Here is a 22,198-nt window from a genome sequence, read left to right as displayed (position 1 = left end):
ACAATTAACACTTGATTCAACTAAAGGACTCATCATGCAGATCATTCACCATGGAGCGGTAAACGGTGTAACAGGTTCGTGTCATCAGCTGGATGTGAATAATCACACCAATAGTATCAGCAGTTATCTTATCGATTGTGGCCTGTTTCAAGGCGCTGAAACAGCCGGAAAAAGCTCTGCAGAACAGCTACAAATAGACTTTCCTATCGACAACATCAAAGCGCTTATTGTTACTCATTGTCATATCGATCATGTGGGGCGGATACCTTATCTGCTAGCAGCAGGTTTTAATCAACCTATTTATGCAACAACAGCAACGGCTGCACTATTACCAATGGTAATAGAAGATGCCTTAAAAGTCGGTGTTACCCGCGATCAAACATTAATTCAAGCCTGTCTGAGTCGTCTTAAAAAACTACTTGTGCCAATTGACTATAATCAATGGTTTTTGTTACCGATAAACCTTGTCCCCAAAAACAGTAACATCGACGCTGAGACGTTTACAAAAGCCAAACTCAAATTTAAACCTGCAGGGCATATACTCGGGTCGGCGTATGTTGAAATAGACTTAACAGGCCCTAAAAGCCACCATCGAGTAGTGTTCTCGGGGGATTTAGGGGCAACCTATTCGCCATTGCTGGCTAGCCCCAAAAGCCCGTATAGAGCAGATACCTTGGTGATTGAATCAACCTACGGTGATAAAAATCATCAAGGACGAAAAGATCGCAGTAAACAGCTTAAAAGTATTATCGAGAAAGCGGTCAAAGATAATGGTGTGGTGCTCATACCGGCATTTAGCATCGGTAGAACCCAAGAGCTACTCTACGAATTTGAACACATAATACATCGCAATAAAAATAACCCCATGTGGCAGAACATCAATATTATTGTCGACTCCCCCATGGCGGCTAACTTCACTAATCAATATCGTCAATTCAAGCAACTATGGGACAACGAAGCCAAACACAAACTCGCTCAAGGACGTCATCCTCTGGACTTTAGCCAGCTAACGACCATCGACAGTCATCAAGACCACTTAGCGGTGATCAACTATTTAGACTCAGTCAATAAACCCGCCATTATCATCGCCGCATCAGGCATGTGTACAGGTGGACGGATCAGCAATTACCTCGCCCGATTTTTACCTAAAGCCACCACAGACGTATTATTTGTCGGTTATCAAGCCAAAGGCACCACCGGCCGAGACATACAAACCTATGGCCCACAAGGCGGATACGTTTATATCAAGGACCAAAAAATTGATATCAAAGCCGTTATCCACACCATCAGCGGTTATTCGGCCCACGCAGACCAACACAACCTCATCAACTTCGTCAAACGCATGCACCACAAACCTTCACATATAAGGATTGTCCACGGAGACGACGAAGCAAAACAAGCACTGGCAAAGGAATACAGGAAACTAATACCTACGGCAGAAATCGTTATCGGTAAGGAATGATAAAGCCTAGATCGCTACGCTGCTAGGACGCTATGCGGTTAGATACGATAAAATCTTAGCAACAGCCGAGATCGCTACGCTGCTAGTACGCTGCGCGGCTAGATTCTATAAAAGCAAATCGCAGATAAATTTATCATTTGGGGGGGAAGGCAAAGAGCAGATGACCTATTCAGGCTTAACTGTTCGATCAAATATTGAAGTCAGGGAAGTCAGGGAAGAGAGTAAGAAAGTGAAGCGAGGGATGACACTAAAGGGGGATTGTATTGTTAATACCATTTAAAAAACAAACTTACTATTCACTTGATATATAACAGTTAAATATAATTATCAGAGAATAGAACCTCACAAACATTAATCCTCAAGGCATCAGTTTATAAGACAATTAAAACAACAAACATCGACATAATGCTCAAAAGAAAACGATTAACACATGAAGATGCTAGACGGATAAAGCAACTTCTTATGCAGGCAACCTTATTAGCATGATGTATTGTCAATCTAACCTATGTGACTAATTATAAATGTTATAAACACTGCGCGTGTTTGAGCAATATGCTTTGTTGAGCATCTCTATTTGATAATAAAGGCGGGTTATCCAACGGCCATTTAATCCCTATATCAGGGTCATTCCAAAAAATGCTCACTTCAGATTTTGGGCAATAATAATCAGTACATTTATAAACAATCTCGGCGACTTCACTGGTGACATAAAAACCATGAGCAAAACCTTCCGGCACCCACGATTGACGTTTATTTTCTGCAGATAAGTAAACGCCAACCCATTGACCAAAAGTCGGTGAGCCTTTACGAATATCAACCGCAACATCAAACACTTCACCACTAACAACTCGAACAAGTTTTCCTTGAGTATGCGTTGATTGATAATGTAAACCTCGTAAAACACCCTTCTTTGACTTTGAGTGATTATCTTGAACAAAAGCAGTTGGTTTGCCTGTTACAAGTTGCTCAAATTGTTGTTGGTTCCAGGTTTCCATGAAAAAACCACGATCATCACCAAACACGGTCGGCTCAATTATTTTAACCTCGGGGATATTAGTATCGATTATTTTCATTATAAATAGTCTTTAATTCTTGTTAACGCTGCTTGCCAATCACTTTGTTGAATACCAAAAATACGCTCAATTTTATGGCAATTTAATCGTGAGTTCGCAGGTCGTTTAGCCGGTGTAGGATAATCTTGAGTCGTTACCGCATTAACGTGTATCGAGTGTTTTAATATGTTTTGGTCTAACGCAATATCAAATATTTTTAGGGCAAAAGCATGCCAACTCACATGAGGAAAACCTGAATAATGATATATGCCATATGCTTGATTACCAGCAACGATCTGTTTTGATATTGTCACTATTGCTTTAGCTATATCACCCGCATAGGTTGGGCCACCCCATTGATCAGCAACCACAGCCAAAGTATCTTTGGTTTTAGCGAGACGTAGCATGGTATTAACAAAGTTATTGCCATGTTCACCAAAAACCCAGGCAGTTCTTAATATAATATGTTGTGCACACGCATCAGTAACCGCTTGTTCACCAGCCAGTTTACTCCGGCCATACTCACTGTGAGGGTTGGTATTATCGGTTTCAACATAACACTCAACACTATCACCAGCGAAAACGTAATCAGTTGAGATATGGATAATGACAGCATTGATTTGGTTCGCTGCAACGGCGAGGTTATAAGGGCCATCACGATTAACGGCATAAGCCAATTCAGATTGTAGCTCAGCCTTATCAACCGCAGTATAAGCAGCGGCATTAATAATAATATTCGGATTAAACTCTGCCACCACGTTATTGACGTTAATTGCGTTAGTAATATCTAGCTGCTCACTATCTAATGCTAACAAGGTCACATCAGGCATAGTGTTGAATTGGTTAACTAAACAACTGCCAATTTGGCCATTTTTACCAGTAACCAATATTCTCATTTTATGCTTGTGTTTCCAAAGTATCTGAAATTGTCTAAAAGTAGTTTCTACATGAACTTAATTATAAATAACAGCAACGAATGCTTTCAATCTTAAAACGTCTCTAGAATAATCTATTTTAGACAGTGTTATCTTCGCTATATCATTAGAAAGTATATTTACTGCATTTATAAACCCAACAGGCCAAAAAAGTTGACAAAAAAGTTGACAAAAAACCTTAAAAATTTTGTGGATAATCATATCGGTTAGACGAATATACGTTCGCCACTTTTAAGAAAGTAACGAACGAATCAAGCATCAGGCCATAACCTACATGTTATGCACGAACCGCTTTTGCTATGTGCTCTGCTTGTGTTTGTGACATATCAGGGTCGATTGATTCAACCATCACGCGAATAAGAGGCTCTGTGCCCGACTTTCGAAGTAACACGCGGCCCTTATCGGCAAGTACCGCTTCAGCTTCAATAACGGCTTGTTTTACTGCTTCTGATGCTAATATCTCATTAGCATTGTTAGCAGTTAGGCGAACATTGAGCAGCACCTGTGGCAATTTTTTCATACCAGATACTATGTCTTCCAATGATTGCCCAGACTGTAATATAGCTTGTAAGACTAATAACGACGCAACCACACCATCACCGGTGGAAGCATGGTCAAGATGTAATATATGACCTGAGCCTTCACCGCCAATGCGCCAGCCGGTGGCTTTTAATTGTTCAACCACATAACGGTCACCCACTTTGGCGCGTTTAAACGGAATATCCATTTCTTTTAAGGCTATTTCAAGACCGAGGTTAGACATTAATGTACCAACAACACCACCACTTAATGTGCCTTGTTGCTTAGCCGTTTTAGCTAAAATATATAAAATTTGATCGCCATCGACTACATGACCATTGTGATCAACAAACATCACTCGGTCTGCATCACCATCAAGTGCAATGCCTAAATCAGCTTCATGTACCATTACCGCTGTTTGCAAGCTGTCTAGGTGTGTCGCACCACAATGGTCGTTAATATTGGTGCCATTGGGTTTATCATTAATGCTAATCACCTCAGCACCCAATTCACGATACACATTCGGCGCAATATGGTAAGCAGCTCCGTTAGCGCTATCGATCACAATTTTAAGCCCAGCTAAGGTTAAGTCTTTAGCAAATACACCTTTACAGAACTCAATGTAACGACCTGCTGCATCGTTAATCCGACGTACCTTGCCTAAATCTTCAGAGGCGACACATTCCATCGCATTATGATTCAGTGCTTGATCTAACAATGCTTCAATATCTAGCTCTTGCTCATCATTAAGCTTAGTGCCGGAATTAGAAAAAAACTTAATGCCATTATCATAAAAAGGATTATGTGAAGCACTAATCACCACACCAGCATCCGCCCTAAACGTCGATGCTAAATATGCTACTGCAGGTGTTGGCATTGGACCAACTAACGCTACATTCACGCCTGCAGCCGAAAGTCCAGCCTGCATAGCCGATTCCAACATATAGCCACTGCTACGTGTATCTTTGCCAACTAACACCTCTTGAGTACCAGATGACGCTAATACTTTGCCAGCAGCCCAACCCAGCTTCATTGCAAAGTCAGGCGTAATAGGAAAGGTCCCCACCTTTCCACGCACACCATCGGTGCCAAAATACTTACGAGACATAAAAAACTCCAAAAATAAAAAATTACCTAGGGCGCTGCGCTGCTAGGTACGAGGTACTAGGAACTCGCAGGCTCGCCAGAGTGCGGACTGCGTCCTGCTAGGGACAGCTTCGCTGCTAAGATTATATAGCATCTAGCCGCGTAGCGTCCTAGCAGCGCAGCGCTCTAGGCTTTTTGACTCCAAAAACAAAAAACCAACTACAAAAGAGTTGGTTTTAAAACACACAACAACTAAACGTTATTGATTAGCGAGTATCTTCTCAACGCTTTGTTTAAATTCCGCACCTAACTTAGCATCGCGTAATCCATACTCAACAAACGCGTTCATATAACCCAATTTGTCACCACAATCATGTGATTTACCGGTCATGTTAAATGCTTCAACCGTATCTTGTTCAATGAGCATATCAATGGCGTCAGTTAACTGAATTTCATCACCAGCACCGGCTGGTGTTTTAGCAAGTAGTCGCCAAATTTTTTCAGATAACACATAACGCCCCACTACAGCTAAATTTGATGGCGCTTCACCCACTTCTGGTTTTTCAACCATGGCTTTAATTTTAGCGGAATCACCAGGCTCGATATCAACACCATTACAATCGGCAATACCATACTTATTCACTTCACTTTCTGGTACAGGTGCAACCATAATTTGGCTTGCAAATGATGTTTTGTAACGAGCAATCATTGCAGCCAAATTTTCAGTTTTTTGATCGGCTGTATAGGCATCTAAAATAACATCTGGTAACACTACCGCAAACGGGTTATTACCAATACAAGGATGCGCACACAATACCGCATGACCTAAGCCTTTTGCTTCACCTTGACGCACATGCATTATAGTCACGTCTTTAGGGCAAATGGCTTGTACTTCTTCCAGTAACTGACGTTTTACACGTTTCTCAAGAGTAGACTCAAGCTCGTAAGATTTATCAAAGTGGTTTTCAATGGCATTTTTACTGGCATGAGTCACGAGTACTATTTCTTTCACACCTGCAGCAACACACTCATCGACAATATATTGAATAAGCGGCTTATCAACCAATGGCAACATTTCTTTTGGAATGGCTTTTGTGGCTGGCAACATACGAGTACCGAGTCCAGCAACGGGAATAACTACTTTCATCTAAAATCCTTAAAATTCAGTTCACTTGATAAAAGCAATATTAATCAATGCGCTTTAACCAAGTAATAATTTGCCAAACATGAGAGAGTGCCCAATTATAGAATACAAATAAAATGATAAACACACTAAACATTATTGATTCTGGGACGTGGTAAAACTCACCAGCTATACCGCCTAGCGCTAGCAATAAGGATAGTAGCGTAATTCTAATTAGCGTCTGTTTACGATTGTATCCAGCACGTTCAAAAATATGATGTAAGTGATCACGATCAGGCTTAAAAGGCGAGTGACCTTTTTTAACTCGTCGATACATTATCGCGGCCATATCCATTAATGGAATCGCAATCAAAAACAGAGCCGTCACAGGTGAGAATGAAACAGGATTCAATATTGCACCTTGATGGACATTAATAGATTGAGTGCCTAATACTAATAACCACACAACAGTCAACCCAATTAACATACTACCTGCGTCACCCATGAATATTTTTTGAACCGAATGAAAAGGCCAACGAAGGTTAAACAATAGATAAGCAATTATCGCAGCATCAAATAATAAAGGTAATAAATACCAATCGTTGCCAGCACGATAAAACAAAATACTGAGTGAAGTAAATGTCACTAGGCTCAGCATACCTGCAAGACCATCAATACCATCAACCATATTAAAGGCATTAATGCAGCCTATTACGGCAATGATAGTGACTAAAATACCTACATAACCTAACTTAAACTCAAAAAAGTAAAAAATATCTCCGAGTGTCGTGAGGTAAAAACCAGCACCGAAGATCAGTATTGACGCAACTATAACTTGTGCAACAAGTCGTACGCGTACAGAAAGATCATACCTATCATCTAGTACACCAATGAATAGGATCAATGATGACGAAATGAGATACAAATTGAGAGTTTGGCTGTTCTTAATAAACAAGCTGGATGCCAGTAACACACTGCAGAAAATGGCGATACCACCAATAAGCGGGATGGCACCGTCATGACACTTACGTTCATTAGGTAAATCTAACAACCCAACCTTGGCAGCAACAGGTTTGAAGACTAATATGGCAGCAACACTTAATAAAAAAGCAGTTGTAAACGGAACTAGATAGTCCATCACCTCATCCTTAGGTTACATATAAAACATTGTAAAAATATGATCAAACCAGCGTCATATTACCATTGATGGAATTAATACAATAATTAACTTTCAGATTTAATTTCAACGTTAAATTTATAGAGAAAAATCCTGACACAAGGGGTCATGTTACGGCTGAGTATGTCTATAGGTCTTTTTAAAAAAAGCCGTAATTCGCCAAATATTTGCAATGACAGAAAAATAAAAAGCAAAAGTCACCAAAAATAGAAAAAACATCATTGACTCAGGTACATCATAAAGTTCAGATAAAATACCCACACCAGCCATTAGCGTTGCTAACAGGCAAATAACTAACAATGAAAGGCTTGAAGACAGTCCTATGCGCTGACAAATATGATGCAAATGCTCTCTGTCAGGTTTGAATGGTGATTGTCCTTTCCTAATTCGTCTGGTCATAATGCAAACCATGTCCATCAGCGGTAATGCAATAAACCAAAGTGCCGTTACTGGGCGAATAACAAGTTGATTTTGTCCTTGGCTAGCTTCAATGAGTAACCAAATAGCGGTAAAACCGATAAACATACTGCCTGCATCCCCCATGAACACCTTGAAACGGCGACCAAACGGAAAGCCTAAGTTCAGCATGATATATGGGATCAGCGCACCAACGAACAACAAGCAGTAAAGCGCTAAATAGTCCTTCCCAGCAAGATAAAACATTAAACCAAGAGCTGAGAATGTTACTGAAGCAAGGCCGCCTAGCAACCCATCGATACCATCAACCATATTAAAAGCATTAATTGCCCCTATTACTGCCAAAATCGTGACTATATAACTTATATAAGTTGGAATAACTAACGCCGAACCACTGAACATAGCACCAAGGTAATGCAAACTTTTATAACCTATCAATATCATCGCTAGAGAAATAGCTGCCTGAACCACTAGACGCGATTTAAAACTCAAATCATAGCGGTCATCTAGTGCCCCCAAGACAATAAGCACTGTCGAACATGCAACGTAAAGTAGTAATGAGTTGGTAATAGGGAAAAGGATAAATAAAGCGATCATTAACGTGCAGTATATTGAAATACCGCCAACGAGCGGGATCTGACCCACATGGTGTTTCCGTTCATTTGGCTTATCAACCAAACCAACGCGTTTGGCCAACTTCCTGAAAGCGAGCAGACTGATAAAAGAAAGGCAGAAAACGAAAATGACTGAAATGCTAATGGACATATATGACTCTGGCTGATGAAGAATTAAACACATCGAAAAACATAAATTGATTGTGCTGAAAATAGAAATGTAAATTATGTTGGATTGAAACAAAAGGGGTGATTTGAGCAAAATAAGGGTGAGAACGAGACAAAAAAGTGTCTCACCCACACTATATCCAATTGAATAATTGGATGATATTACTTTGGCCTAATGGTACCGACTATTGATAAAGCAAGAGCACAAATTAAAATACTAGCGTAAAGGTACAGATAGATTTGCATTAACCTACTTTACTCAAACTAACAGAAAAATAGAGATAAAAATGACAAGGGTATCTCATTTGAGTTGATACTCTAGACATTATAGATATGTTTCTTCGTACAAATGATTAATAACTTTCCATGTATAGCGGGTCTCTGCAATCTGCTTCATGTCACTAGAAATTACCGCTAACTCATCTCTAGTAACCTCTGACAGCTTGTCACTTAACTCTTGTGATGAAGAAAAATATACAGCTTTATCTTCGGTACTGTACCTATTAAAATTACAATCGAAAGCAAAAATTGGTTTTTCGAAGTGCATAGCCTCGACTAGTGAAGGATTTGTTCCTCCTGCTGAGTGTCCATGAATGTAACCCTTACATTCGCTTCTTAGCAAAAACAGCTGCTTAATATCGTATATAGGATCAATAATATCGATATTTGGTTTATCAGAGAATGCCTTTTTAAGATCTCTACCGAATTCACTCGAATTCCAATTACCAACAAATTTTAATTTTTTATCACTATTTACAAACGCTTCTAAGATCATTTTAACATTGTTCTCAGGCTCTATGCGACATAATGATAGATAGTAATCTTGTTCTTGGTCAACGTCGATACCTTTGATAATTGCATGATCACCACCATAGGCGATAACAATATTTTCTGTTGAATATTCGACTTCAACATAATCACCAATGGCTTTGTTATCTGTAATTATCACGTCAGAATATTTAACTGCTACTGATTCTGAAAACTTTAAGAATTTCTTAGCCCATTTGTTCCATTTATCACGTTTCCATTCTAAACCATCTATATTAGTGACGATTTTAGATTTAGAAAAAAATTTAAAAAAAGGTAAGAAAAGGCATCCAGAAACCCCTAATATTAGTACTGTATCAGGCCTTAAAAACCAACATTTAATTAATGATAAAATATCATATGGTATACTTTGAATACCATTTGCGTTTAAAGGCAAATAAACTAATTTAGCATCGTTATAAGTATCTACTTTTTCGAAGTAAGATTTACCTGAGCAAAAAATAGTATAATCAATCTCATTTGACTTATATAATGTTAAATTTTCGACTAGCGATTCAAACCCACCATAACAAGCAGGTAAGCCAACTGTACCAACTACTGCAACCTTCTTCATTAAAGTAATTCCTGATCTTTCATTCTGGTAGCAGACTCGTCTTTTTCTGAAAGAATCGGTTGATTAACTAAAGGCCAAAGGATGCCGATTTCCGGATCGTTCCAAATAATAGAATGCTCTGACTTTGGATTATAATAATCAGTACATTTATAAACAAACTCAGCATTTTCACTCGTTACGTAAAAACCATGAGCAAATCCTTCAGGCACCCAAAGTTGACGTTTATTATCAGCTGAGAGAAACACTCCTACCCATTGACCTAAAGTTGGTGAGTTTTTCCTAACATCCACAGCAACGTCAAATACTTCTCCAGACACGACACGAACCAGCTTGCCTTGGGTATTTTCAGTCTGATAATGCAAACCTCGTAAAATACCTTTCTTGGACTTTGAGTGATTGTCCTGCACAAAATTTGTTTCTTTGCCTGTTACAAGTTCTTCAAACTTTTGCTGACTCCACGTTTCCATAAAGAAACCACGTTCATCCCCAAATACTGCTGGCTCGATGATTTTAACGTCCGCAATGGTTGTATCAATGACTTTCATTTATGAATACTCTTTAATTCGCACTAACGCTCTTTTCCAGTCGCTCTGCTTAATGCCAAATGCATTATAAATCTTGTCACAATTTAGACGTGAGTTAGCAGGGCGTTTAGCTGGTGTTAGATAATCTAGTGTTGTTATTGGATTAACTTGAATAGGTTGGATTAGTACGTTTTGCTCCAATGCCATTTCAAATATTCTTTCAGCAAAAGTATGCCAATTGACATGAGGGAAACCAGAAAAATGATAGATTCCATAAGCATGATTATCAGGCGTAATCTGCTTTGAGATTGTAAGTATGGCATTTGCTATATCCCCAGCATAAGTTGGACCACCAAACTGATCAGCGACCACACCTAAGGTATCCCTAGTTTTAGCAAGGCGGAGCATGGTTTTAACAAAGTTATTACCGTGTTCACCAAAGACCCATGCTGTTCTTAATATAATATGTTTAGGACATGCCTGAGCAACCGCTTGTTCGCCTGCTAACTTACTACGACCGTACTCACCTTGAGGAGCTGTCACATCTGACTCAGTATAGCTCTCAGGGCTATCGCCATTGAAAACATAATCTGTGGAAATATGAATAATTGCGGCATTGATGTCATTAGCTGCAATCGCAAGGTTATGTGCACCATCACGATTAATTGCATAGGCCAATTCACTTTCTTGTTCGGCCTTATCAACGGCGGTGTACGCAGCTGCATTAATTATGATATTTGGATTGAATACAGCGACTATTTTATTAACTTCAATTACGTCTGTAATATCAAGCTGATCACGATCTAATGCTAAAAAGGTGACATCTGACATTTTACTTAGTTGATCAACTAAACAACTGCCTACCTGGCCATTCTTGCCTGTAATTAAGATCTTCATATTATAATCCGTTCGCTAAACGAGTTAAATATTGACCATAGTTATTCTTCATCATTGGTTTAGCTAAATCAGCAAGTTGCTGCGAACTTAACCAGCCATTACGCCAGGCAATTTCTTCTAAACAGGCGACTTTAAGGCCTTGCACATTCTCAATAGTCTGTACGAAAGAAGATGCTTCGTGTAAGCTTTCATGAGTGCCAGTATCTAACCATGCAAAGCCGCGGCCGAGTAATTCGACATTCAGGTTACCTTGGTTCAAATACATTTCATTTAAGGTGGTAATTTCTAACTCACCACGGTGTGATGGCTTAACTTTTTTTGCCATTTCGACAACGCTGTTGTCGTAGAAATATAAACCTGTGACAGCATAATCTGATTTTGGCTTGGTTGGTTTTTCTTCTATCGATATAGCTTTCATGTGTTGATCGAATTCAACCACACCAAAACGTTCCGGATCTTTGACTTGATAGCCAAATACTGTCGCCCCGCTTTCTCTATTCGCCGCATTCTTCAGTGTTTTACTAAAGGATTGACCATAAAAGATATTATCACCCAAGACCAAACAAACACTGTCGTTACCGATAAATTCTTCGCCAATGATAAAGGCTTGAGCTAGGCCATCTGGTGAAGGCTGAACTGCATACGTTAGATTGATTCCAAAATCAGAACCATCACCTAATAAACGCTTAAAACCTTCATTGTCTTCTGGTGTAGTAATAACCAATATATCTCTAATGCCTGCAAGCATTAATGTTGACAATGGATAGTAAATCATTGGTTTGTCGTACACTGGCAATAACTGTTTTGATACACCTCTCGTGAGTGGGTATAGACGCGTTCCTGAACCACCTGCTAAAATAATTCCTTTCATAAATCCTCAAACGTTACACTTTACACATGCAAATATAAAAAATACTATCAAGAATTAATACCTAAGCGCTCACACTGATAGCTACCATCTTGTACATGTTGACACCAGGTTTGGTTTTTTAAATACCATTCTATGGTTTTACGTAAACCCGTTTCGAAGGTTTCTTGTGGTTCCCAGCTCAATTCATTACTCATTTTACTTGCATCTATGGCATAACGGCGGTCATGACCAGGTCTATCGGTTACGTAAGTGATTTGTTCAGAGTAAGGAGTCTCTTTAGGTACTAGGGAGTCTAAAATACTGCAAATGGTCTGTACCACTTCAAGATTTTGCTTTTCGTTATGGCCGCCAATATTGTAGGTTTCACCAACTTTACCGGTCGTCACTACTTTATAAAGTGCACGTGCATGGTCTTCTACATAGAGCCAATCACGTATTTGATCTCCTTTGCCGTAGATTGGAAGTGGTTTTCCTTCTAACGCATTTAGGATCACTAAAGGGATTAATTTCTCAGGAAAATGATACGGACCGTAGTTATTAGAGCAGTTAGTCACAATCGTTGGTAAACCGTATGTGCGCAACCATGATCTAACGAGGTGATCACTTGATGCTTTCGTTGCTGAATAAGGACTGCTAGGGGCATATGAAGTTGTTTCTGTAAATAATGGTAGCGTAACATTTGATCTCTGACCATATTGCTCATCAGGATGAGGCAAATCACCGTAAACTTCGTCGGTAGATATATGATGAAAACGAAATGCTTTCTTGGCATCGGCTGATAAAGTATACCAATACTCTCTGGTCGCTTCTAATAAGGTGTAAGTACCAACAATGTTGGTTTGAATAAAGTCAGATGGGCCTGTGATAGACCGGTCAACGTGAGATTCAGCTGCAAGGTGCATCACTGCATCGGGTTTATATTGCTTAAAGACGCGGTCTAATTCAGCGCGGTTGCAAATATCTACTTGTTCAAAAAAATATCGATCGCTATTTTCAATACTTGTAAGTGACTCTAGATTACCTGCATAAGTGAGCTTATCTGCATTAATTGCAATGTCTTGTGTATAATTTATAATATAACGAACAACTGCGGAACCAATAAAACCTGCTCCACCTGTAATTAATATTTTCATATTCACTCTTGTTTATTTTAAAATATTATTGTCATCTATAATATTTTTCATTAGCTTAAGAAAATTTCTTTTATAATTTTCTGTTGAAAAATCTAAAGATTTTTCTTTTGCATTTTTTGCTTTAATATACCAAACTTCGAAACTTTCATCTAATTTTAAAATGAAATCAATAATTATGTCTGTATCCCTCGCATCTACGAGTAAACCAAAAGAGCTTGATACAAATTCTTTTGGTGCACCGACCTTAGGTACAACAACAGGGCAGCCATAACTCATCCCCTCCAAGATCGACAATCCAAATGTCTCTACCCATCCATCAGGAAGTGATAAATTCATTACACAGTAGGCACTTTCATATAGCTCTAACAGATGAGTAGGCCTTGATAATAAATCTAAGTTTTCAGGAATGACATTATCACTTATGAAAGCCTGTAGATCTTCATACTCACAATTAAGAGCAGCTGTAAACTTAAAACGTTTTAGGTTACTTGCTATTGCAATATATTGATGAATACCTTTGTAATCTTTTAAAGATGCAACAAATAAAATATTTTTGTTAGCAAACTTATGCTTATAATCAATATCTGTAGTATGCAATGTATTAAAGTCACTTCTCAGTCCATTATGAATAACGAATTGCTCAGGTTTTCTAAAACCCTCGACACCCATTACATAATTGGAAACAAAGAAAACATAATTAGAACAACTTTCAACAAAAAACCTAAGGAATGATTTAAAAAAAAATGGTTTAATAGCTGTCTCGTGAACATATGCAATTGTCGTAACACCAAATAACTTTCCTGCAAGATAACCACCAAAAGGTAGCATCGTATTTACAACTAAATAAGTATTGAATCTGTGCTTTTTGTATTTCCTTAGTAAAAAGCTAAGTTTACAAAATAATACTAATTGAGAAAAAAAAAGATAAAATAATTGGAGAATTTTAGATTGACTCCTCTTATAAAAAACATTCACTCTATTAACAGAAAGATTAGTTAAAAAACCAATATGCTTACTCGTAAAGATACAACAATCTTTTTTGGGAATTGATTCACACTCAATAGCATCAGCCAAGACTCTGGGACTACCACTAAAATCATTATATAAATGAACAAAAATAAATTTATTTAACATCAGAAATCACTTTTATAATTTTAGCGGGTATTCCACCTAGAACAACATTATTAGTAAATAAACCTCTCACAACAGATCCTGCTGCTATGACAGTGTTATCACCTATTACAGCCCCGTCAAGTATCGTAACTTTTGAACCAATCCAGCAGTTCTTCCCAATCGAAATCCCTTGTCTTGAAACACCTTGTAAACGTATCAATTTACTTGTATCTGAAAAAAAATGGTTTTCTGGATGGCAGCTGAAATATTGACCGATTATTGTATCATCACCAATAGTAACGAGACCTGCACCACCAATATAACTAAACTCACCTATGCCGACATTATTCCCTATTTCGATACCATGACCAATATCAGATATTGAACCAGAAACAATAAGTTGTGAATATGCACCAATAGCTACGTTATTACCTGTAACTATACCGAATTTCCCCATACCATTCAATTTTGCATTATTGTTGATAATGGTGCCTTTACCGAGTGAAACTTTATTTTTACAAATAATATTACAGTTTTTAAATAAAAAAGAACCTCTATAACCGGAGAAAAAACCTCTTAAATAGGCAAAAAAATATAACAGTATTAATTGACTAAGATACGCAGAACCGACTTCCTCGTCTAATCCAACCTCACGACCTCTAAAGTAAAGACTAAAATAATTAATAACTTTCTTCATCTAATCCTCTGCATGAATTATAAATTTATTTGACAACTTCTTCCAAAAACCTATTCCAAGAATATATTCCCCTGTTTAAAGTCGCAATGTTTTCAGCATTTTTTTTGAATGAATAATAATTCTGCATAGCGGCTTTTATAACTGTCTGAAAAGAAAAAAAAGTATTATCAGTGATAACGAATCCATTTTCACCATGAATAATCAATTCTCTTATTGCATTATGGCAACCTTTAAAATAGTAACCAATTACAGGAGTTCCACAACATAAAGATTCAGATATAACATGACCATAAGACTCATTAAAAGAAGGTATTATTAAATACGAAGCTTTTACATATTCATTAGCTAATCTTTCACCATATATAGCACCAATAAATTCGATCTGTTTATTGTGCATATAGAGTTTAGACAAATTAGTTAGCAAACTACCATCACCTGCAATCACAAGTTTACACTGAAGCCCCTTAACCCTGTCAAAAAAATCTAACAACATATCAATATTCTTGCCGGGTTCCACACGCCCAACATATAAAAAATTAACACTATCAGTTTTTTTTAAGGGATCTACATTTAAAATAGCTGTGGATATTCCAGGACGAATAACGCGAATACCATTCTTCTTGACCCGCATTTTGAAATTACCTGTTAACCGGTTCTTTAAATTATGACTGAACGTAACTATATTTATGTCAGTATTCATAATTATTTTTTTTTCAATATAACATTCAGAATACATATTTCTTACATTAAGAACAGCCTTAATGTAATGTCGATTCTCATAAAACCTTTTGATTATTGGTAAAAAGAGATCTTTACTGTAATGTGATGGTATATAGACAAGCTTAAAATCAATATTATTCTTTTTTTTAACTTTATTTAAAGCAAAAGCCATTGCTGAACTTCTAACAAGAACTATAGAGCCAGTTAATTGTGATATGATTTCTTTATTATTTATTAATAAAAAATATGTAAACAAATAAAACGCTATTGTCTTACCAAATAAAGCTGTGACTGATTTAAAAAACCTACCATTTTTGAGTAGATAATTTGAGTTATTATCTGTTCGAATGAGTGTAATCAAGTCAAAAGGAATGTTTTTATTTTCACATATATTTTTTATTTCCAAAGCTGTCTTTTCAATTCCACCTACATTAGACAATATTGGAGCAAAAAAAATAATTTTTTTAGTAAACATGTCATTAACCATAATTATTAATACTGCCCATAAAACTAATGAATTTGAACGACATTAGTTTTTTTGATAACTTTATTATACAAATTCAAATAAAAAGTAACAATAACTAATGGTATTGTTACTTGCAATGAAAAAGCTACGTGCCCTGCGATAAATGAGTGTAGAAAAATAGAAATTAAACATAGAAAAGGTACAAAAAAACTTTTTCCACAAAAATTCATATACCTTTTTACCGTAATATAAATTAAAACAAAGAAAGCTAAATTAATACATATACCAAAAAAACCAAATCCAAATAACAAATCCAACGAATCCATTTCAATTGAAAACCGTCCTTCCGAATGAAGATTTAGCCCTGTTGATACCATCTTTACCGTATGATAATCACCATGCCCTATTAACAATTGAAACAGGTTATTAGTTGCACTATCTACATATTGGTATTGTGATAAATATGCATTTACATAAATATCTCGGCCCCTAAAAAAAAATGATAATGGGTCTTCCTGTAAAGATGAAAAGAAACTATTAGATAAAAAGTATAAAAAAGCATTATTTATTCTTACATATTCTTCAAAGTACAAATAAGAAAAACAAAAAATGATTATAAATAAAATTATTAGTTTATGTTTTGAAATGTGAAAAATATAAACTAAACAAAGTAATGAGCCTATTAATGAAGACTTTGTGAAAACTAACACCCCAGATAATGCAAGTAATAATAAAATAATAACAATTTTTTTCTTATCTTTTTCATTATATGCTAAAGATAAACACAAAACACAAACACAAATAAGAATACCAACTTCATTAGCACCAATAAAAAAACCTTTGAACCCAGTAAAAGCTGAACCTCTTCCAATTATCTCTGCCCCAAGACCCGTTATTTTTCCAAGAAATAGAGATGATAATAAAAAAAAACTAATAAAAATAGAAAAATATATAACCCTTACTTTAGGTTCATTAAGAGTTATATTACTATTGAATAATAAAAAAATTAATATAATTGGATATAATAATCTAAATGAATAATTTAAGTTATGTGAAAGGCTACTAAAATCAGTAGAAGACCATGCGAAATTTATTAAAAGGTAAAATATAATTATAAACAATAGAAAAAAAACATTCGTTAGTTTAGGCTTCTGAATAAATAAATAAAAAGCAAAGAATAACAAAAGTAATTTTGAAAAAATTAATAACCCCCCTGAGAAATAAGCATAAGAATCAAAAAAAACACACAACACAGACAAGAAAAACAAAGTAGTTTCTTTATTTAATCTGTGTTTCATGATTTACATTCCTATAGTGTTTACCAGAAACAATAGCTTTATAAACATATTTCAGATTATAGAGTTCATCATTTTTATAAGTAGCTTTTATAGACAACAATAATAAATTTTTTAAATTAATAAAACTAGGATAATATCTACAATATAAACCAAAAGCATAACTTCTTTCTTTGACTCTAAAATAAGAGTTATTATTATTATTTAGTCTAGATAAATCATGCTCAAAACCACGAATTACTGTAATATAGGTACTTTCTTTTAGAGAAAATAACGTGTTAAAAAAAACAGTGTCTACACCATACAAATAAAAACGTTCATCGAAAACAAGATCTTGAATAACCTTAATCCGTTCAATGATATAACGGGACAAAACTAACCCACTCCCAATACCTTGCAGCATTGTATCATTATCTATATTTCCTAATTTCAAATCACCTTTTAAAACTGTAGGACTTATAATATTACTTTCTGCAGTAATGATAGGGATACACGTATTAAATTTATTTGCAAAAAAAATATCATCTAGGTACTGTTTATTAACATTTGAATCATCATCAAAAAAAACATACTTATCGGAATTAAAACCATCTATTATTGTATTATATATTTTAGCTAATGATTCATTACCTCTGTGATCAATTAATTCAACTTCAATAGTTTCGAAATCAATCCCATCAAAATCACAACATAACTTGCCATTATTCCAAATTATTAATTTCGAATTACATTTCTGTGAAAAGTTTTTAATCAAACTTATTACAGTTGAAGAATTGGATACTCTTTTATTATATAAAACGACAGTAAATACGATGTCAAGTTTCACGTTCTTCCTTTGATTCTACTAATTGAATTTCCTAACTCTTGTTTATGATCTCTCACCCATGTCCAATCTTCTCTTCCGTGAAAAACATCAATAACACTCCCCAAATCAAAGAGGTAGAACTCTTTTTCAGGGTATTTATCTCGTATCCGTTTCATAAGGATTTTAGCAGTAGTTCCACAAGAAAAAACTATAGTAATAATTTTTTCTGTTTTCACTTTAATTAGATAATCATCAATCTCTTTAAAAACATTATTTATTTGACTATAAGCATCTCTGGGGAGAGTTTTTATAATTTTTTGAGGGGAAAGTAGCTCATTTAAGATAATATCATTATTCGCATCACTACCAATAAATACATTGCATCGAGTTTTTAACTCCTTAAAAAACTTTGTAGTTAATTCAATTTCATGAATTAGACAGTGGTGTAAAGCCACCGGAGAGTATATTTTGGTACCTATAAAATATTTTGCACATAATGAAAGTAAAACATCTGCAACTCGATCGCTTTGCAAATGGCTCCCAGTTTTCATGCCAACATCATACCCATATTTGATTGAGTGTATTGGAATAGATTTAATTATATCATCTCCATTCATTCCAAAACATTTTTCATATTCAATTTTTAATGTTTTTGTTTTAACTTGTTTTCTGCCACTTTTGTTATTTAACAAAAATATATCACCATCTCCGAAACGAAAGTATGTAGTATTTTCACCGTTAGCTAGACGTTTTAAAAGTATTTCTAATGTAACTTTAGCACTAATAATTGAGCAAGGTTTTAATCCTTTATACATAAATTTGAAAATGATAAATTTTAGTTTACACTTAATTCTAACCAGTAACTCAATCACGTTACTTTCCCTCCATTAGCTAACTTATTAAATGCGGGGGAATGCTCAATTAATTCATCGAAAGTCCCCACACCAACACATTTGCCATTTTCCAAATGAAATATCGTGTCGCAATCTTTAATAGTGCTAAGCCTATGAGCAATGATAACTATTGTTTTTCTTCCGCACAATTGACTTATTGTGTCCATAATAGCTTTTTCAGAAATAGAATCAAGTGCACTAGTGGCTTCATCAAAAACTAGCACATCTGTGTCTTTATATAACGCCCTAGCGATACCGATTCGTTGCTTTTGTCCTCCGGACAACTGAACGCCTCGTTCACCAACTTTTGTATACTTACCTTCCTCTAGCGTATTAACTAACTCATCTAGATGAGCTAACTTTAAAGCATCATCGACTCTCTTATGACATATATATTCTACATCAACCCCGAAAGCAACATTCTCTTCAATCGTTCCATCTGTGAGATATACGGATTGAGGTACAAAACCAATTACGTTTTGCCATTTAAAAATAGAATCACCGCTTATTACATCACCATCAATAAACAAACTTCCTTCAGTCGGTTCTATAAGTCCCATTAATATATCAATTAAAGTAGATTTCCCAGAACCAGATGAACCTACTAAACCAATCATACTATTTTTCGCTATTCTTAAACTTATGTTGTCAAGTACATTTTTCTTATTATTATACGTAAAAGAAATATTAGTTAATAATATTTCTTTTTCAAATACTATTCTATTGTTATTCTTAATTGAAGAAAAACTCGAATCTACAATAACATCGTTAAATTTTATCAAATCAGGTTCTATTAAATAAAAAGAATTAATATTTCCTTTGACCTGAGTTAATGCTAGATATACATTCTGAAGAGCTGGTAATAATTTAAAACAAGCCAACGCATATATAGATAATGAAGCTAATATATCTCCGATATTTTGACTGTTAGACAACACCAAATAAATAACTAAACAAATAATTAATCCATATACAAAAAACTCAATAGCATAACGGGGCACCTGACCAATTGCTTGATTCATTCCTAATGAATGCGAGTATTGATTCCCTTCAGAATTATATTTTTCTTCATAAAAACTTTGTTTATGCGAAAGCAATACCTCTTTAATTCCTCCAAAGCTTTCGGCCATTAGTTTTAAACGTTGCCGTTGTGCATTAACAATCTTGTTATCGCTAACATGAAGCTTATTTCTTACGAAGGCATAAAGCGAAAAATATACAATTGACAATGCGATCAAACCAAATGAGGCCACTCTTGGATCGTACCAAAACAACGAAATACTTATTACAATTACCACCGCTACCTTAGCATTAAAATTAAGCAAAGGCATAATTACACCATTGGTAACTCTAACACATTGTAACGATAGAATGTTTATGTAATCACTAGAATTATGTTTAGTGTGGTATAACCAAGGACGACTAATATAATACTTATATAGATTATCTGATAGCTCAACTCCAATTTTAGACCCAAACTTGGCAATTTTATATGTTGCATACATACTAAATAATGTTGTGAATGCCAGGACAATCAAAGCACCAACACCCATAAATACTATAAATTTATAGTATTCAGTTATTCCACTATATATATATATATTTCTAATATAGCCATCAGATTCTATTACTGAAATATCACCAACTAAAGTCATAAAAGGGACGATAGATATTATGCCTACTAATTCAAAAAATGACATAAGAAGAATAAGAAATTGCAATAAGAAAAATTGTTGTTTGTTTTTTTTATCTAATATCCTATATATTCTAATTATACTCCTCAACATAAATACTTTTACCTTTTTATTTATTATACCAATCTACTAATTTTTCAACACCTTTTAAAATATTGAATTTTGGTTCATACCCTAAATCAAGAATAGCTTTCTTTATGCTCGCTTGTGAATGTTGAACATCACCTGGTCTAAAGTCTCTATATATTGGTTTCTTGGTATATTCAGCGCCATTATCATTAAGTTTGTTAACTAAAATATCAAACAGTTCATTTAATGATGTTCTGTCACCTAAAGCAACATTATAAACGTTATCTTTTACTGTTTCTTCTGCGACTGCAGCCAATATATTCATCTGTACAGTATTATCTATGAAACAAAAATCTCGACTAGTTTCACCGTCACCATTAATGTAAATATCATCTCCATTAATTATAGATGAGATCCATTTAGGTATTACTGCTGCATAAGCACCATTAGGATCTTGTCGTTTTCCAAAAACATTAAAATATCGAAGCCCTATGGTTTTAAAACCATAAGTTCTTGCATAAACATCAGCATACATTTCATTTACATATTTCGTTACGGCATAAGGTGAAAGTGGATTACCTATATTTTCTTCAATCTTTGGTAGTGCTGGATGATCGCCATAGGTAGAACTGCTTGCTGCATAAGTGAAACTTTTTACAGCCCCTTCTTTTGCACTATGCAGCATATTTAAAAAACCAGTTATATTAGAAGCGTTTGTAGTTATTGGGTCTGCAATTGAACGAGGTACAGACCCCAAGGCTGCTTGATGTAATATGTAATCAACCCCTCTTACGGCTTCTACACAAGTTTCAATATTGCAAATATCACCCTCAAAAAAAGTGAATTTAGACCATTGTTCACTTGAAACTTGATCTTTCACTTCATCTAAATTCTGTTGATGACCAGTGGAAAAATTATCTAATCCAATCACAGTTTGATTTAGTATTAATAATTTTTCGAGTAAATTTGATCCAATAAAACCTGCTACGCCCGTCACTAACCAAATTTTCGGAATGCTAAGTAGTTCTTGTTGAATTTTTTCATATTGTGTCATTTATATTCTGCCTATGCTTATTTAAATATTTGT

General features: G+C 35.4%; 20 protein-coding genes. 1 reads left to right on the top strand and 19 read right to left on the bottom strand.

Annotated elements, in window-relative coordinates:
• Positions 1–34: 34 nt before the first annotated feature.
• Positions 35–1,462 (top strand): MBL fold metallo-hydrolase, encoded by a 1,428-nt coding sequence (locus tag ABIS04_RS05385; protein ID WP_350432835.1) that lies wholly within the window; start codon positions 35–37, stop codon positions 1,460–1,462.
• Between the two features lie 524 nt (positions 1,463–1,986).
• On the opposite strand, the gene rfbC (ABIS04_RS05380) is transcribed toward ABIS04_RS05385, so the two are convergent.
• The 19 genes from rfbC (ABIS04_RS05380) to ABIS04_RS05290 form a co-directional block, all read right to left on the bottom strand.
• The gene (gene rfbC / locus ABIS04_RS05380; protein ID WP_350432834.1) at positions 1,987–2,535 is read right to left on the bottom strand and encodes a dTDP-4-dehydrorhamnose 3,5-epimerase; all 549 of its coding nucleotides are present in this window, start codon (positions 2,533–2,535) and stop codon (positions 1,987–1,989) included.
• Positions 2,535–3,410, bottom strand: a complete 876-nt coding sequence (rfbD, locus tag ABIS04_RS05375) for a dTDP-4-dehydrorhamnose reductase (RefSeq protein WP_350432833.1) — start codon at positions 3,408–3,410, stop codon at positions 2,535–2,537. The genes rfbC (ABIS04_RS05380) and rfbD (ABIS04_RS05375) overlap by 1 nt, the downstream gene beginning before the upstream one ends.
• A 316-nt stretch (positions 3,411–3,726) precedes the next feature.
• On the bottom strand, positions 3,727–5,076 hold the full coding sequence (gene glmM, locus ABIS04_RS05370; RefSeq protein ID WP_350432832.1) for a phosphoglucosamine mutase: 1,350 nt from the start codon (positions 5,074–5,076) through the stop codon (positions 3,727–3,729).
• Positions 5,077–5,313: 237 nt separating this feature from the next.
• Positions 5,314–6,201 carry a UTP--glucose-1-phosphate uridylyltransferase GalU gene (gene galU / locus ABIS04_RS05365; RefSeq protein WP_350432831.1) on the bottom strand — a complete coding sequence of 296 codons (888 nt, stop codon included), beginning with the start codon at positions 6,199–6,201 and terminating at the stop codon, positions 5,314–5,316.
• Between the two features lie 40 nt (positions 6,202–6,241).
• A complete protein-coding gene (wecA, locus tag ABIS04_RS05360) occupies positions 6,242–7,315 on the bottom strand; it encodes a UDP-N-acetylglucosamine--undecaprenyl-phosphate N-acetylglucosaminephosphotransferase (protein WP_350432830.1) in 1,074 nt (357 codons plus the stop codon).
• Positions 7,316–7,465: 150 nt separating this feature from the next.
• A complete protein-coding gene (gene wecA, locus ABIS04_RS05355) occupies positions 7,466–8,536 on the bottom strand; it encodes a UDP-N-acetylglucosamine--undecaprenyl-phosphate N-acetylglucosaminephosphotransferase (RefSeq protein ID WP_350433392.1) in 1,071 nt (356 codons plus the stop codon).
• A gap of 342 nt (positions 8,537–8,878) precedes the next feature.
• Complete coding sequence (locus ABIS04_RS05350) at positions 8,879–9,934, bottom strand: DUF1972 domain-containing protein (RefSeq protein WP_350432829.1); 1,056 nt, start codon at positions 9,932–9,934, stop codon at positions 8,879–8,881.
• Positions 9,934–10,479, bottom strand: coding sequence for a dTDP-4-dehydrorhamnose 3,5-epimerase (rfbC, locus tag ABIS04_RS05345; RefSeq protein ID WP_350432828.1), 546 nt, complete (start codon positions 10,477–10,479; stop codon positions 9,934–9,936). Before rfbC (ABIS04_RS05345) ends, ABIS04_RS05350 begins: the two co-directional genes overlap by 1 nt.
• A complete protein-coding gene (gene rfbD / locus ABIS04_RS05340) occupies positions 10,480–11,355 on the bottom strand; it encodes a dTDP-4-dehydrorhamnose reductase (RefSeq protein ID WP_350432827.1) in 876 nt (291 codons plus the stop codon).
• 1 nt (position 11,356) lies between these two features.
• The gene (gene rfbA / locus ABIS04_RS05335; RefSeq protein WP_350432826.1) at positions 11,357–12,226 is read right to left on the bottom strand and encodes a glucose-1-phosphate thymidylyltransferase RfbA; all 870 of its coding nucleotides are present in this window, start codon (positions 12,224–12,226) and stop codon (positions 11,357–11,359) included.
• A 47-nt stretch (positions 12,227–12,273) separates the two neighbouring features.
• Positions 12,274–13,359, bottom strand: a complete 1,086-nt coding sequence (gene rfbB / locus ABIS04_RS05330) for a dTDP-glucose 4,6-dehydratase (RefSeq protein ID WP_350432825.1) — start codon at positions 13,357–13,359, stop codon at positions 12,274–12,276.
• Between the two features lie 12 nt (positions 13,360–13,371).
• Positions 13,372–14,493, bottom strand: a complete 1,122-nt coding sequence (locus tag ABIS04_RS05325; protein WP_350432824.1) for a glycosyltransferase — start codon at positions 14,491–14,493, stop codon at positions 13,372–13,374.
• The gene (locus ABIS04_RS05320; protein ID WP_350432823.1) at positions 14,483–15,169 is read right to left on the bottom strand and encodes a DapH/DapD/GlmU-related protein; all 687 of its coding nucleotides are present in this window, start codon (positions 15,167–15,169) and stop codon (positions 14,483–14,485) included. Before ABIS04_RS05320 ends, ABIS04_RS05325 begins: the two co-directional genes overlap by 11 nt.
• 25 nt (positions 15,170–15,194) lie before the next feature.
• Positions 15,195–16,364, bottom strand: coding sequence for a glycosyltransferase family 4 protein (locus ABIS04_RS05315; RefSeq protein WP_350432822.1), 1,170 nt, complete (start codon positions 16,362–16,364; stop codon positions 15,195–15,197).
• Positions 16,365–16,399: 35 nt separating this feature from the next.
• Positions 16,400–17,653: an O-antigen ligase family protein gene (locus tag ABIS04_RS05310; RefSeq protein WP_350432821.1), complete on the bottom strand. Its 1,254-nt coding sequence runs from the start codon at positions 17,651–17,653 to the stop codon at positions 16,400–16,402.
• Positions 17,634–18,476, bottom strand: coding sequence for a hypothetical protein (locus tag ABIS04_RS05305; RefSeq protein ID WP_350432820.1), 843 nt, complete (start codon positions 18,474–18,476; stop codon positions 17,634–17,636). The genes ABIS04_RS05310 and ABIS04_RS05305 overlap by 20 nt, the downstream gene beginning before the upstream one ends.
• Positions 18,473–19,327 carry a hypothetical protein gene (locus ABIS04_RS05300; protein ID WP_350432819.1) on the bottom strand — a complete coding sequence of 285 codons (855 nt, stop codon included), beginning with the start codon at positions 19,325–19,327 and terminating at the stop codon, positions 18,473–18,475. The genes ABIS04_RS05305 and ABIS04_RS05300 overlap by 4 nt, the downstream gene beginning before the upstream one ends.
• Positions 19,324–21,003: an ABC transporter ATP-binding protein gene (locus ABIS04_RS05295; protein ID WP_350432818.1), complete on the bottom strand. Its 1,680-nt coding sequence runs from the start codon at positions 21,001–21,003 to the stop codon at positions 19,324–19,326. Before ABIS04_RS05295 ends, ABIS04_RS05300 begins: the two co-directional genes overlap by 4 nt.
• A 148-nt stretch (positions 21,004–21,151) precedes the next feature.
• On the bottom strand, positions 21,152–22,165 hold the full coding sequence (locus ABIS04_RS05290) for an NAD-dependent epimerase/dehydratase family protein (protein WP_350432817.1): 1,014 nt from the start codon (positions 22,163–22,165) through the stop codon (positions 21,152–21,154).
• Positions 22,166–22,198 lie beyond the last annotated feature (33 nt).

Source organism: Shewanella sp. H8 (assembly GCF_040285065.1).
GTDB classification, from domain to species: domain Bacteria; phylum Pseudomonadota; class Gammaproteobacteria; order Enterobacterales; family Shewanellaceae; genus Shewanella; species Shewanella polaris.
Note: the sequence above shows the minus strand (reverse complement) of the source record. Positions and strands in the feature narration are given on the sequence as shown.

Bases quoted from the DNA above. Each gene is read 5' to 3' on its own strand.
- ABIS04_RS05385 (WP_350432835.1), top strand. From the start codon at position 35: ATGCAGATCATTCACCATGGAGCGGTAAACGGTGTAACAGGTTCGTGT.
- rfbC (WP_350432834.1), bottom strand. From the start codon at position 2,535: ATGAAAATAATCGATACTAATATCCCCGAGGTTAAAATAATTGAGCCG.
- rfbD (WP_350432833.1), bottom strand. From the start codon at position 3,410: ATGAGAATATTGGTTACTGGTAAAAATGGCCAAATTGGCAGTTGTTTA.
- glmM (WP_350432832.1), bottom strand. From the start codon at position 5,076: ATGTCTCGTAAGTATTTTGGCACCGATGGTGTGCGTGGAAAGGTGGGG.
- galU (WP_350432831.1), bottom strand. From the start codon at position 6,201: ATGAAAGTAGTTATTCCCGTTGCTGGACTCGGTACTCGTATGTTGCCA.
- wecA (WP_350432830.1), bottom strand. From the start codon at position 7,315: ATGGACTATCTAGTTCCGTTTACAACTGCTTTTTTATTAAGTGTTGCT.
- wecA (WP_350433392.1), bottom strand. From the start codon at position 8,536: ATGTCCATTAGCATTTCAGTCATTTTCGTTTTCTGCCTTTCTTTTATC.
- ABIS04_RS05350 (WP_350432829.1), bottom strand. From the start codon at position 9,934: ATGAAGAAGGTTGCAGTAGTTGGTACAGTTGGCTTACCTGCTTGTTAT.
- rfbC (WP_350432828.1), bottom strand. From the start codon at position 10,479: ATGAAAGTCATTGATACAACCATTGCGGACGTTAAAATCATCGAGCCA.
- rfbD (WP_350432827.1), bottom strand. From the start codon at position 11,355: ATGAAGATCTTAATTACAGGCAAGAATGGCCAGGTAGGCAGTTGTTTA.
- rfbA (WP_350432826.1), bottom strand. From the start codon at position 12,226: ATGAAAGGAATTATTTTAGCAGGTGGTTCAGGAACGCGTCTATACCCA.
- rfbB (WP_350432825.1), bottom strand. From the start codon at position 13,359: ATGAAAATATTAATTACAGGTGGAGCAGGTTTTATTGGTTCCGCAGTT.
- ABIS04_RS05325 (WP_350432824.1), bottom strand. From the start codon at position 14,493: ATGTTAAATAAATTTATTTTTGTTCATTTATATAATGATTTTAGTGGT.
- ABIS04_RS05320 (WP_350432823.1), bottom strand. From the start codon at position 15,169: ATGAAGAAAGTTATTAATTATTTTAGTCTTTACTTTAGAGGTCGTGAG.
- ABIS04_RS05315 (WP_350432822.1), bottom strand. From the start codon at position 16,364: ATGTTTACTAAAAAAATTATTTTTTTTGCTCCAATATTGTCTAATGTA.
- ABIS04_RS05310 (WP_350432821.1), bottom strand. From the start codon at position 17,653: ATGAAACACAGATTAAATAAAGAAACTACTTTGTTTTTCTTGTCTGTG.
- ABIS04_RS05295 (WP_350432818.1), bottom strand. From the start codon at position 21,003: ATGACTTTAGTTGGTGATATTTCAGTAATAGAATCTGATGGCTATATT.
- ABIS04_RS05290 (WP_350432817.1), bottom strand. From the start codon at position 22,165: ATGACACAATATGAAAAAATTCAACAAGAACTACTTAGCATTCCGAAA.